The organism is Endozoicomonas sp. G2_2 (assembly GCF_017744135.1).
Lineage (GTDB): Bacteria > Pseudomonadota > Gammaproteobacteria > Nevskiales > Salinisphaeraceae > Salinisphaera.
The window spans coordinates 16,025-28,397 of record NZ_JAGHQU010000010.1 but is presented as its reverse complement, the minus strand read 5'-3'; the positions used below and the strand labels follow the sequence as shown (position 1 = coordinate 28,397).

At 65.9% G+C, this 12,373-nt stretch carries 12 protein-coding genes and 4 tRNA genes; 2 read left to right on the top strand and 14 right to left on the bottom strand.

Annotation, left to right across the window (positions count from 1 at the left end):
* Positions 1 to 128: 128 nt before the first annotated feature.
* The 6 genes from J7355_RS12715 to J7355_RS12690 form a co-directional block, all read right to left on the bottom strand.
* On the bottom strand, positions 129 to 1,121 hold the full coding sequence (locus J7355_RS12715) for an aldo/keto reductase (RefSeq protein ID WP_209063286.1): 993 nt from the start codon (positions 1,119 to 1,121) through the stop codon (positions 129 to 131).
* Between the two features lie 607 nt (positions 1,122 to 1,728).
* Positions 1,729 to 1,803: transfer RNA gene (locus J7355_RS12710), tRNA-Lys, on the bottom strand.
* A gap of 100 nt (positions 1,804 to 1,903) precedes the next feature.
* A tRNA-His gene (locus tag J7355_RS12705) sits at positions 1,904 to 1,979 on the bottom strand.
* 665 nt (positions 1,980 to 2,644) lie between these two features.
* A tRNA-Arg gene (locus tag J7355_RS12700) sits at positions 2,645 to 2,720 on the bottom strand.
* Positions 2,721 to 2,798: 78 nt separating this feature from the next.
* A tRNA-Pro gene (locus tag J7355_RS12695) sits at positions 2,799 to 2,875 on the bottom strand.
* An 82-nt stretch (positions 2,876 to 2,957) separates the two neighbouring features.
* Complete coding sequence (locus J7355_RS12690; protein WP_209063284.1) at positions 2,958 to 3,146, bottom strand: hypothetical protein; 189 nt, start codon at positions 3,144 to 3,146, stop codon at positions 2,958 to 2,960.
* Here J7355_RS12690 and folD point away from each other — a divergent pair.
* The gene (gene folD / locus J7355_RS12685; RefSeq protein ID WP_209063282.1) at positions 3,145 to 4,008 is read left to right on the top strand and encodes a bifunctional methylenetetrahydrofolate dehydrogenase/methenyltetrahydrofolate cyclohydrolase FolD; all 864 of its coding nucleotides are present in this window, start codon (positions 3,145 to 3,147) and stop codon (positions 4,006 to 4,008) included. The two genes, J7355_RS12690 and folD, sit on opposite strands and share 2 nt — an antisense overlap.
* Before the next feature lie 13 nt (positions 4,009 to 4,021).
* Here folD and cysS read toward each other — a convergent pair whose 3' ends face one another.
* Positions 4,022 to 5,425, bottom strand: a complete 1,404-nt coding sequence (gene cysS, locus J7355_RS12680; protein ID WP_348523038.1) for a cysteine--tRNA ligase — start codon at positions 5,423 to 5,425, stop codon at positions 4,022 to 4,024.
* A 106-nt stretch (positions 5,426 to 5,531) separates the two neighbouring features.
* On the opposite strand from cysS, the gene J7355_RS12675 reads away from it, so the two are divergent.
* Positions 5,532 to 6,782, top strand: a complete 1,251-nt coding sequence (locus J7355_RS12675) for an ankyrin repeat domain-containing protein (RefSeq protein ID WP_209063278.1) — start codon at positions 5,532 to 5,534, stop codon at positions 6,780 to 6,782.
* 37 nt (positions 6,783 to 6,819) lie between these two features.
* Here the strand turns inward: J7355_RS12675 and thiL are convergent, their stop codons facing one another.
* The 7 genes from thiL to nrdR all read right to left on the bottom strand — a co-directional run bounded on the left by thiL (position 6,820) and on the right by nrdR (position 12,352).
* Entirely contained in the window at positions 6,820 to 7,773 is a 954-nt protein-coding gene (gene thiL / locus J7355_RS12670; RefSeq protein WP_209063275.1) for a thiamine-phosphate kinase, read from the bottom strand.
* 12 nt (positions 7,774 to 7,785) lie between these two features.
* Complete coding sequence (nusB, locus tag J7355_RS12665; protein ID WP_209063273.1) at positions 7,786 to 8,304, bottom strand: transcription antitermination factor NusB; 519 nt, start codon at positions 8,302 to 8,304, stop codon at positions 7,786 to 7,788.
* A 19-nt stretch (positions 8,305 to 8,323) separates the two neighbouring features.
* Complete coding sequence (gene ribH / locus J7355_RS12660; RefSeq protein ID WP_209063271.1) at positions 8,324 to 8,794, bottom strand: 6,7-dimethyl-8-ribityllumazine synthase; 471 nt, start codon at positions 8,792 to 8,794, stop codon at positions 8,324 to 8,326.
* Positions 8,795 to 8,857: 63 nt separating this feature from the next.
* Positions 8,858 to 9,988: a bifunctional 3,4-dihydroxy-2-butanone-4-phosphate synthase/GTP cyclohydrolase II gene (gene ribBA, locus J7355_RS12655; RefSeq protein WP_209063269.1), complete on the bottom strand. Its 1,131-nt coding sequence runs from the start codon at positions 9,986 to 9,988 to the stop codon at positions 8,858 to 8,860.
* Positions 9,989 to 10,089: 101 nt separating this feature from the next.
* On the bottom strand, positions 10,090 to 10,683 hold the full coding sequence (locus J7355_RS12650) for a riboflavin synthase (RefSeq protein WP_209063268.1): 594 nt from the start codon (positions 10,681 to 10,683) through the stop codon (positions 10,090 to 10,092).
* 2 nt (positions 10,684 to 10,685) lie between these two features.
* A complete protein-coding gene (ribD, locus tag J7355_RS12645) occupies positions 10,686 to 11,813 on the bottom strand; it encodes a bifunctional diaminohydroxyphosphoribosylaminopyrimidine deaminase/5-amino-6-(5-phosphoribosylamino)uracil reductase RibD (RefSeq protein ID WP_348523035.1) in 1,128 nt (375 codons plus the stop codon).
* Positions 11,810 to 12,352 (bottom strand): transcriptional regulator NrdR, encoded by a 543-nt coding sequence (gene nrdR / locus J7355_RS12640; RefSeq protein ID WP_209063266.1) that lies wholly within the window; start codon positions 12,350 to 12,352, stop codon positions 11,810 to 11,812. Before nrdR ends, ribD begins: the two co-directional genes overlap by 4 nt.
* Between the last annotated feature and the right edge of the window lie 21 nt (positions 12,353 to 12,373).

The following is a 12,373-nucleotide window of genomic DNA, read 5'->3' as shown; positions in this document are numbered from 1 at the left end:
AACTACCTCTATGCGATCTTGTCAGTATGAACGGCGCCGCGATTATTTCGTGGCGCCTGCGTTTGCGATTGTCGACCGGCAAGTATATCAAGCCTGCACAGCCGACCTGCGAAATGGCGCGCCCCGGCCTATGCCCTCGCCGGCGGCGCCATGAATTCCGGACCGACCGGGTCGGTCACGTGGGCATCGACGATTTCCTTGATCTGTTCGCGAGCACTGTCGTCGAGCTGCCAGCCCCAGACGTTGTCGACCGCCTCGAGCTGATCGGGCTTGCGCGCCCCCCAGAGCGCCACGCTGTGCGGGTACTGATCCAGCACCCAGCGAATCGCGAGATCGAGCACGTGCTTGCCGTAGTTGTCCTGAGCGAATTGCTCCAGCGCGTCCACGGCGGCCAGATACTGACCAAAGCGCGGCTGCTGGAACTTCGGGTCGTTGTTGCGCAGATCGTCACCCGGGAACTCGCGGTCGGCGTGCATACGCCCGGACAGCAGCCCGCGGCAGAGCGCGCCATAGGCCAGCAGGCGCGCATCATGCGCCTGCGCCCACGGCAACACGTCATCGTCGATCTGACGCTCGAACAGGTTGTAGGGATTTTGTGCAACATCGACGGTGGCGACTTCGCTGAACGCGTCCAACTGTTCCGGCGTGAAGTTGGATACGCCGATTGCGCGGATCTTGCCGTCTTGCTGCAGGCGCGCCATCGCTTCGGCGGTCTCGCGCACGTCGACATTCGGGTCAGGCCAGTGCACCTGCAGCAGATCGATCACGTCCGTCTGCAGGCGCCGTAGCGAATCGTCGGCTTCCTTAAAAATACGCTGCTTGGTGGCGTTGCGCGCCACGCGCTCCTTGGCATCCCACTCAAGAGCGCATTTCGTGGCCAGCGCGACTTGATCGCGCATTCCGCCATGCTTGACGGCCTTGCCGACGATTTCTTCGGACCGGCCAAAACCGTAGACCGGCGCGGTGTCGATCAGCGTGATGCCGTGATCGGGGGCGCTCTGAATCGTGCGGATCGACTCGGCTTCGTCTGTACCGCCCCACATCCAGCCGCCAATGGCCCAGGTTCCCAGACCGATACGCGAGGTTTGCAGGCCGCGGTTGTCGAGATCGAGCGTTTCCATCGCCTGACTCTAGAATACGGTGTGTGTACAGCTGCAGGAGATGGGTCCGTACGCGGTGCATTCAACCATTGCGAGCGGTGACATTCAGCGCTTTTACGAATGAAGCGCCAGGAATTAGGCGCCGACCGAAGCGCTCGTGTGCGCCGCTGCGCCAAATCGGCGCTACTTTGCCATCACAGCGCCATGATGCGGGCACGCGCGAGCATCAGCCTGTGGGCGCCTCGAACCCAGAAGCCGGGCGTGGCAATAGCGGTCCAGCGCAACGCGGGGACCTTCCCGATCAGCCTTGTCCTGTGCTGGCGACGCGTGGGCGGACACCAGTTCTCGAACCAGGCTCGAAAGCAAGGGATCACGGGCATCGGACACAAGCTTGCGTAGCCGATAGCGCTGCCAGAACCCGATACGCGGTGTTCTCAGCAACGCCGCGACATCGAGATAGATCGATCGGGAACCCATCCAGTCACCTTCAGTATCCCCCGTAACGGATATAGCGGCCGAACGAGGCGACGCTATATACGACGAAGGTCCAAGTGATTCAGACGGGTGGCCTCCGCTGGAAAGCGCAAGCCAGCTCCGCGCGAAGACCAAAGGAAAGATCAGGAAAAAATGGTGGGCCGTGTAAGACTCGAACTTACAACCAATTGATTAAGAGTCAACTGCTCTACCATTGAGCTAACGGCCCATCCGAAAGCGGCAAGTTGCCGCCCTGATGGCGCGATACCGTAATCGCGCCGGGCAATGATAATCGCCCCGACGCTTTCGATCCAGCCCCGGGTCGGGAATGGGGTGGACGATGGGACTCGAACCCACGACGACCGGAATCACAATCCGGGGCTCTACCAACTGAGCTACGCCCACCATCGAAAGCGATCTGCGCCAGGCTTGCTGCCCGCCCATCGGGCTGGCCCGCCGCGCAGGCCGGGTATTCTAGTCATCTTCGAGGCCGGATGCCACCCCTTGTTTCGCATTGCGTTTCAATTGCGTTTCACTCGACGGGCACCGGCGTGCTGGACGCCAGCGTGGCACGCACTCGGGCTGACGCACGCCCGGCCGCAACGCTCACCCTGCGGGCTGGTGCGACTCTCGCTGCCCCGTTTGGACGCGTGGCGCGCATTCGTCGAACCATGCGTGTTCATTGTCGCTGGTTCGAATGCAAGATCGATAGGCCCAGCTGGATTATTCGCAGGCCACGCCTGCTCACCCTTCGGGCCAGTGCGGCTGGCGCCGCACTGTTCGGATGCGCTGCGCGCATCCGTCGAACCATGCTTAATTATTGTCGCTGGTTCGAATACTAGATGGATAGGCCATCACTAAAGGCCGCGCTGCGGCCGCCTTTAGTGATGGCGCGCCCGGCTGGATTATTCGCCGGCTGCGCCGGCTCACCCTTCGGGCCAGTGCGGCTGACGCCGCACTGTTCGGATGCGCTGCGCGCATCCGTCGAACCATACTTAATCATTGTCGCTGGTTCGAATACTAGATGGATAAGCCATCACTAAAGGCCGCGCTGCGGCGGCCTTTAGTGATGGCGCGCCCGGCTGGATTCGAACCAGCGACCGATGGCTTAGAAGGCCATTGCTCTATCCCCTGAGCTACGGGCGCGAAAAGATGCGGGGCTGCGATACGGCACGATTTGCCGTCGAGAGTGGCACGACAGGCGATCGTAACGGCCGGCAATAATGGTCGGGGCAGCAGGATTTGAACCTGCGACCACCTGCTCCCAAAGCAGGTGCGCTACCAGACTGCGCCATACCCCGATATGTGCTTGAAGCGTGTCGAACGCCGTATTCCGACCTTCAAACCTTATCTACCTGCGCCGCGGGCTGTCGGTCATCGATCTCACCCGCGCTTCGCCAAGTGACCCCACCTGCCCATCTCATCATCGACCGGTCGCAGCATCACCGACGACGCGGCGGATTCTATCTGCTCAGCGTCGCGCACGCGAGCACGGCATGCGCCGCGAAATTGTCCGCCTGTGTCCGCCATGCGAAAATCCGCGCTCTTTTTTCGAACCGGTTTGGTGTCCATGGCCGCCCGTCTCATCGATGGCAAGCAGATCGCACAGGATTATCGACACGCGGTACGCGACGCGATTGCGCAGCGGCTCGACGAGGGCAAGCGCGCACCGGGACTGGCGGTCGTTCTGGTGGGCAGCGATCCCGCGTCGCAGATCTATGTCGGCAAGAAGATCGAGGCCTGCCAGCAGGCCGGGCTGGTTTCCCAGGCCGTCTACCCCGACGCGGATATCTCGCAGTCGGATCTGCTCGCGATCATCGACCGTTTCAACGCGGACGACAGCGTCGACGGCATTCTCGTGCAGCTGCCGCTACCCGCGCATATCGACGCCAGCGTGGTGATCGAGCGCGTACGGCCGGACAAGGATGTCGACGGGTTTCATCCCTACAACATCGGCCGTCTCGCCCAACGCGTGCCACAGCTGCGTGCCTGTACGCCGCTGGGCATCGTGCGCCTGCTGGAGGCCATCGAGGAGCCGTTTCATGGCCGGCAGGCGGTGGTCGTGGGCGCGTCGAACATCGTGGGCCGCCCGATGGCGCTGGAGCTATTGCTCAAGGGCGCGACAACCACGGTCTGCCATCGGTTCACGCGTGATCTCGCCTACGAGGTCGGTCAGGCCGAGATACTGGTCGTGGGTGTCGGCAAGCCGGGGCTGATCAAGGGCGAGTGGATTCGAGAGGACGCCACGGTCATCGATGTGGGCATGAATCGACTGGCGTCCGGCAAACTGGTCGGCGATATCGAGTTCGAGGCCGCCGCCGAACGCGCCGCGTGGATCACGCCGGTACCCGGAGGTGTCGGGCCGATGACCGTAGCCATGCTCATGAGCAACACCCTGCGCGCCGCCGAACTGCGCGAGGCGCGTACCGCGTGATGCGCCGACGCCGCTAGACGCGGCGCCAGAGCGTGCCGTTGGGGCCGTCCTCCAACGCGATGCCTTTGGCCGTCAGTTCGTCGCGGATCGCGTCGGCCCGGGCGAAATCCTTCGCGGCCCGCGCCTCGCGGCGTTGACGGAGCATGTCCTCCACCATGGAAGCGTCCAGGGCATCTGGATCGGTCGGCTGACCGCCCTGCAGGAAGCGCTCGGGTGGCTGCGTCAACAGGCCGATCTGGCGGCCCAGTGTCGCCAGGCGCGCCGCGATCGCACCGGCCTCCCCGCCGCGGTCGCTCTTGAGTCGATTGCTCTCGCGGGCCATCTCGAACAGCACCGAGATCGCCGCCGGCGTATTGAGGTCGTCCGCCATGGCCTGCGTGAAACGGGCTTCGAAGCCATCGGCCATTTCGCTCACGTCATCGGTGGCGGGCACGTCGCGCAATGCCGTGTAGAGACGACTCAGCGCGCTGGTGGCGGCGTCCATCGCGTCGGCCGTATAGGCCAGCGGGCTGCGGTAGTGAGTCGACAGCACGAAATAGCGCACGGTTTCGGCATCGTAGCGATCGAGCACGTCACGAATGGTCAGAAAGTTGCCCAACGACTTGGACATCTTTTCGTCGTCCACGGTGACGAAGCCATTGTGCATCCAGGTGGTGGCATAGGGCTCGCCCGTCGCCGCCTCGCTCTGGGCGATTTCGTTTTCGTGGTGCGGAAACTGCAAGTCCAGCCCCCCACCGTGAATGTCGAAACTGTTGCCCAGGCAGTGGGTCGACATCGCCGAGCATTCGATATGCCAGCCCGGGCGGCCCGGGCCCCATGGCGAATCCCAGCTCGGTTCTTGCGGCTTGGCCGCTTTCCAGAGTACGAAATCGAGTGGATCGGTCTTCGATTCGTCGACCGCAATACGCGCGCCGGCGCGCAAATCCGCCGTGCGGCGGCCCGACAATGCGCCGTAGCGCTCGAACGTACTCACGTCGTAATAGACGTCGCCCGGCGCCTCCGCGGCCTGGCCGACATAGGCGGCGCCGTTGTCGACCAAGCGTTCGATCATCGCGATGATCTGTTCGACATGGGCGGTCGCCGTGGGCTCCCGGCTCGGGGGCTCCAGGCCCAGCGCCGCCTCGTCTTCACGCATCGCCTCGGCAAAGCGTTCGGCGATCGCCTCCGGCGTCTCGCCGGTTTCGGCCGCGCGGTTGATGATCTTGTCGTCGATATCGGTGACGTTGCGCACATAGGTCACCCGCCAGCCCCGCGCGCGCAGATAGCGCACGAACATGTCGAATACGATCATCACGCGCGCGTGCCCGAGGTGGCAGTAGTCGTAGACGGTGACGCCGCACACATAGAGCCGCACATGGCCCGGTTCGAGGGTTTCGAGCGGCTGACGCCGACCGCTGAGACTGTCGTGCAGTTGGATCATGGGCAACGCGGAGTTCATTCGGGGCGAAACAGGCCGCACAGTTTACCGATAAGCGCAAGACACGCACCGCCCCGCCATCGCGGCCTTGGATTATGATGGCGGCATGAAAACGGTATTCGCGATAGCCCTCGTCGCCGTCGCGGGCGCTTTGGGCGTTCTGGCCATGGACCCGCACATGGATATCGGCTGCGCGATCACCAAGGCGCGCGACATGGCCAGCGAACAGCGCGACGGCTGGCAATGTCTCCATTACGCCGCCCCGCGCGACGACGTCGACGCGGTCGCAGCCGCGCTCGACAACGGGCTGTCGACCTCGGCACGTACACCGGACGGTCAGACCGCGCTCAACATCGCTGCCGAATACGGCAGCCTCGACGTCGTGCGCGCCCTGATTCGACGCAATGTGGAACTGGAATCCCGTGACGGACGCAACGGCTTCACGGCGCTGCACTGGGCGGCCAAGCGCTATCACCCCGCGGTCGCGCGCGCGCTGATCGCCGCCGGCGCGAAGGTCGATGCCGAAAACAAGTGGCGACAGACCCCGCTCTGGATCGCTGCGTGGCAAGCAGACCAGGGCAATACCGAAATCGCGCATATCCTCGTCGCCGCGGGCGCGGATATCACCCATACCGATCACAAGCAGAACACGCCGCTCATCATGGCCGCCCGTGCCGGCCACCGTCCGATGATCGGCTATCTGCTCGACCTCGGCGCCGATCTCACCGCGCGTAACGACCAGGGCCGACAAGCCCTTTTCCAGGCCGTCGCCGGCGGTCACGCCGATACCGTGCGCCTGCTGCTCGCCCGCGGCGCAGACCCGAACGCCGAGGCCGCCGGCACCGCGCCGCTCGCGCTGGCGCTCGACGCGGGACGCCGCGATATCGCCGAACTGCTGACCGCAAACGGCGCGACGGGTTACCGGCGCTATGCGGCCGCAGCCGCCCTGGCGCGGGGCAAGCGTGCCTATAACGACGACAACTACGAGGCGGCCGTCAACGAATTCAGCGCCGCGATCGCGCTCGATGCCGACGCCAGCCAGGCCTATTACCGTCGCGGCCTCGCGTTCGCCGCCCAGGGCAGCCATCACGATGCCGAACTCGACCTGCGCCAGGCGCTATCGCTCGACGCGAACAACAACGAGGCGCGCGAGGCGCTGGCACGCCTGTATGTAGATGGCGGCCACTATGCGCGGGCCGTCACCGCGCTGGAGGCGTTGCTCGCCAGTGAACCCGACAATGCGCGGGCGCTGTATCTACTGGCCGAAAGCCGAACCGGGCTCGGCGAACCGTCTCAAGCCAGCGGTCACTTCGCGCGCGCCTGCACGCTCGGTTTCCAGCCCGCCTGCGGTCGGTAATGTGCACCAGCCCGATCTCGTTTTGCGCCGCAGGCCGCTAGTAGCCGTGGAAATGATCCCAACCGCCCGGCCCGGATGCGCACACGCTCGAGCCATGGGCGTCGAATAGCCTCAGCCCCGTCTCCGCCTCGATTTCGCCGATGACCGTCAGCGGGCAATCGAGTGCGGCGCGTGCGCGATCGAGCGCCTCCGGCGCGAGCGTGATGCAAAGTTCGTAGTCGTCGCCACCCGTCAACTGGTATTCACGACGCGGCTCGCGCGCCGTGCAGCGCCGCAGCGCCGCCGAGGCGGGCAACGCATCGACATCGACACGCGCCCCGCATGCGCTGGCCGCCAGCACATGGCCGAGATCAGCCAGCAGCCCGTCCGATACATCGATCGCCGCGTGTGCGATCCCCCGCAACGCGGCCCCGTCGCGCCATTGCGGGCGCGCGAGGCGGGAGATGCAGTAGCGTTCGTCTGCTGTTGCCCGTGCGCGCATCGGCCACCGGCGCAGTCCATGGGCCGCATCGCCAAGCGTGCCGGTCACCGCGATCAGATCCCCCGCCTGGGCCGCGCTGCGGCGCAGCGCCGTGCCGACCGGCAGATGCCCGATCGCCGTGATCGTGATCGACAGATCGCCGCGCGTTGTATCCCCGCCGACGATATCGACCGCACTCGCGCCGATCGCGTCACAGGCGCCATCCACGAATGCGTCACACCACTGCGCCTCGAGCGCCGGCGCGGCGAGCGCGATGGTGATCCAGGCCGGCGTCGCGCCCATGGCCGCGAGATCGCTCAGATTGACGGCAACCGCCTTGTAACCGACGTCGCGGGCCGGCGTGTCGTGTGGGAAGTGTCGCCCGGCGATCAGCGTATCGGTGGTGATGGTGAGTTCCTCGCCCGCCGGCGGCGCGATCAGCGCGGCGTCGTCGCCGATGCCGATACGGGTATCGGGCCGACGCGAAGCCAGGCGCGCCGCAAGGCGATCGATAAGCGCGAACTCACGCATGGCGCGTGCGCGCTAGCGGCGTGCGCGGATCTCGTCGGCGCGCAGCGAGCGCGCGGTCGCATCCAGTACGCCGTTGATGAAACGATGGCCATCGGTCGCGCCGAAGACTTTCGCGAGGTTGGTCGCCTCGTTGATCACCGCGGCGAACGGGATTTCGATACGCTCACGCAGTTCGAACGTGGCGAGCAGCAGAATCGCGTGTTCGACGGGATCGAGCTGGGATGCAGGCCGGCTCAGGTGGGCGTCGAAAGCGGCTTCCAGTGTATTCACGTCGTAAGCGACGCCGCGCAGCAGCGCCTCGAAATACTCGCGATCGAGCGCGCGCAGCCGGCCCGCCTGCGCGAACTGCAGAATGAGCTCGCCGATATCGGTTCCGCTCATGCGCCACTGATAGATCGCCTGAACCGCGGCCATGCGGGCGCGAATACGCGCCCCACCGGGCACGCGGGCCGGCGTCGGCAGCGTTTCGTCGTCCGCGCCGTCGTCGCCGTCCGCCGGCTGGTACTGGATCTGGTCGTCGCTGATGATCACGTGTGGTGCCGTCTGCCTGCTATTCGCCGAGGGTACGCAGAAGGTTGGCCATTTCCACGACCGCGCTGGCCGCTTCCGCGCCCTTGTTGTGGTCTTCGTCCGGCTGGGCGCGCGCGTCGGCCTGTTCCGCGGTGTCGGCGGTGATGACGCCGAAACCCACGGGCACGCCGTACTCCAGCGCGGTGGCCGACAGGCCCTTGGCGCATTCACCGGCGACGAAATCGAAATGCGGCGTGTCGCCGCGAATCACCGCGCCCAGCGCGATGATGCCGTCGTAATCGTCGCTTTCGGCAAGCCGGTCCGCGGCCAGCGGCAGCTCGAACGCGCCGGGCACGCGTACGACGGTGATGTCGTCTTCATCGGTGCCGCAGTCGGTGAGCACGTCGAGCGCGCCATCGACCAGACGATCGACGATGTCGTCATTCCAGCGGGTGCAGACGATGGCGATACGGAGCCCGTCGCCTTCGAATTCTCCTTGAATGCTGCGCATGATCGCTGCCTTGCTGTGTTTGCTATGAACGCATTATCGCACGAGCGGACCACCCGGCCGTGCTCAATCGTCGGCCGGTTCCTCGCCCTGGACGTATTCGACAACTTCAAGACCAAAGCCGGAGATGGCCTGCATGCGCATCGGCGCCGACAGCACCCGCATGCGGCGCACACCGAGGTCGGTCAGTATCTGCGCGCCGACACCGTAGGTACGCAGGATGCGGCTCTCGTCGCCCGCGCCGTCGGCGGCGTGCTCGGGGGCCTCGCCTTCCACGATGCGAATACGCTCGATCAGCTCGCGCGCGGTCTCGGGCTTGCGCAGTACCACCACCACACCGCAGCCCTCCTCCGCGACGCGGGCCAGCGTATCGCGCAGCGGCCAGCCGAAGTCGCCATGACGAACGCCCAGCATGTCGGCGAGCGTGTTGCGCACGTGTACCCGCACCAGCGTGGGTTTTTCCGGGTCGATCTCGCCGCGCACCATGGCGAAGTGCAGCACCTTGTCGACTTCGTCCTCGAACGAATAAAGCGTGAACGGGCCGAACTCGGTGTCCACCCGTGACTCGGTCACCCGCACCACCGTGCGTTCGTTCTCGATGCGGTAACGAATCAGGTCGGCGATGGTGCCCAGCTTGATGTCGTGCTCGGCCGCGAATGCCTCCAGATCGGGCAGCCGCGCCATGGTGCCGTCCTCGTTGAGGATTTCGACGATAACCGACGACGGCTCGAGCCCGGCCAGGCGCGCAAGATCACACCCGGCTTCCGTGTGTCCGGCGCGCGCGAGCGTCCCCCCGGGCTGGGACATCAGCGGAAAGATATGGCCCGGCTGGACCAGATCGGACGGCGCGGCGTCGCGCTTGACCGCGGCACGCACGGTCTGGGCGCGATCATGCGCGGAGATGCCGGTGGTCACCCCTTCCGCGGCCTCGATCGACACGGTGAAATTGGTCGACTGTTCGGCATCGCTGGCTGCCACCATCAACGGCAGATGCAGCTGACGACAGCGCTCGCGCGTGAGCGTCAGGCAGATCAGGCCGCGGCCGTAGCGCGCCATGAAATTGATGTCCTCGGGCCGCACGCATTCCGCGGCCATGATGAGGTCACCCTCGTTCTCGCGGTTGGCATCGTCGAGCATGATGACCATGCGCCCGTTGCGCATGTCATCCACGACCTCTTCGATCGGGCTGATGGCCATAGATGATTCCTTCAAAACGCTGAATACGGCGCGCGATGGCCGCATGATGCACGAAGCCGCGGGCGAGTCTAGCACCGGCACCGCAGGCGCCGGACGTCTGTTCAGTGCACCGCGTTCAGGCGCGCGAGATAACGCGCGATCACGTCGATCTCCAGGTTCACGCGATCACCGACGGCGCGCTCGCCGAGGGTGGTGTGTTCCATCGTATGCGGCACGATGTTGACGCCGAAACGGTCGCCCTCGACCTCGTTCACGGTCAGGCTGATGCCGTCCACGCAGACCGAACCCTTCGGCGCGAAGAACCGCTTGAGCGCACTCGGCACGGAAAACACCAGCCGCCAGGATCGGGCATCCGGCTCGCGGGATTCGAGCACACCGAAGCCATCGACATGACCGGATACGAGATGCCCGCCCAGCGGCTCGCCGGCGCGCAGCGCACCTTCCAGATTGACGCGGGACCCGACTTCCAGCGCACCGAGCGTGGTCAGCGACAGCGTCTCCTGCGACACGTCCGCCGCGAACCGGCTGCCATCGAGCTCGACCGCGGTCAGGCACACGCCACTGACCGCAATGCTGTCGCCGAGCGCGACGCTGCCCAGCTCGGTGTCGCCCGCGTCGATGACGATACGCGTATCGCCGCCGCGGCTTTCGAGTTCGGCCACGGTCCCGAGGCCCTTGATGATGCCGGTGAACATGGTCAGTCCTTTCTATGTCTCGCCGGTCGCGCGGTGATGCGCCAGTCCGGCCCGCACGGCTCGATGCTGTCGATTACCAGTTCGCGGGCATCGGCGATTCCCGTGATCCCGGGTAGCTTGAGCAGCCCGCGCCCGGCATCGCCCAGCAGCTTCGGCGCGAGATAGATTACGTACTCGTCGACGAGCTCAAGCCCGGCCAGCGCGCCAGCCAGCGTCGGGCCCGCCTCGACGAGCACATCGTTTATTTCGCGCGCGCCCAGGTCGGCCAGCACGGCGGCGAGATCCAGACCCGCGCCTTGAACCCCGACCTGCACAATCTCGGCACCGGCCTCGGCAATTCGATCGGCCCGGGCGCGATCGGCACTCGCGGTATAGACGATCGTGTGGCCGGCCAGCGCCAGCAGCCGCGCCTGGGGCGTGATCTCGAGCTGGCTGTCCAGTACCACGCGCGTCGGCTGCGGCCACTCGCCGGGCAAGCGTACGTTGAGCGATGGGTCGTCCGCCTGCAGCGTGCCGCGGCCGATCAACACCGCGCCACTTTCGGCACGCAGGCGATGCACATCGTTGCGCGCCGGCTCGCCGGTAATCCACTGGCTGCTGCCGTCGGCGGCTGCGGTGCGGCCATCGAGCGTCATCGCGAGCTTCACCCGCACACGGGGACGCCCAGCACGCATTCGCTGGTTGAAACCGGGATTCAGCGCCTCGCAGCGGTCGGCGAGAATATCCGTGATCACCTCGATGCCGGCGTCGCGCAGACGCGCGATGCCGCGGCCGTCGACCTGCGGGTTCGGGTCGGTCGCGCCGACGACGACTCGTGCGACCCCGGCCTCGATCAGCGCATCCACGCAGGGCGCGGTCCGACCGGTATGGCTGCAGGGTTCGAGGGTGACGTAGGCGGTAGCACCCCGGGCGACACCGCCGCGCCGGTCGATATCGGCAAGCGCGACTTTTTCGGCATGGTCCTCGCCGGTACGCACATGCCAGCCTTCGCCGATCACAGTCTCGTCGCGAACGAACACGCAGCCGACACGCGGGTTCGGACGTGTCGTGTACCAGCCGTTGCGGGCGATCTCGATCGCGCGCTGCATGAAATAGGCGTGCACCGCTCGGCGCGCGGACGCTTCGCTCACGTTTCGCTGCTTCCCTGGCTATTTTCCTGGCTGCTGTCATGGCCGTGCGCGGCGTCGATGAGAGACAACTGCGCGCTGCTGCGCCCTGGCGTCGCCTCGAGGCGCTCGATCTCCTCGCGGAACGCCTGCACGTCCTCGAAGCGTCGATACACCGACGCGAAACGCACGAACGCGACCTGATCGAGCTCTCGCAGCTCTTCCATCACCCACTCACCGAGCTGGCGGGAGGCGACTTCACGCTCGGCGTCGGTACGAAGACGCTGGAGGATATGGCTGATCGCGGTGTCGATGGCCTCCGCCGCGACGGGGCGCTTGTACAGCGCGCGCGTTATGCCCTGGCGCAGCTTGTGTTCATCGAACGGCTCCGGCGTCCCGTCATTCTTGACGATGCGCGGCAGCACCAGCTCCGCGGCCTCGAACGTGGTGAAACGCGCCGCACAGGCCGGGCATTCGCGCCGCCGCCGCACCTGGCTGCCCTCGGCGGCCAGGCGCGAGTCGACGACGCGCGTCGCGCGCTCGTCGCAGAACGGGCACTGCATCGTCGATTACTCGCAGGCCGC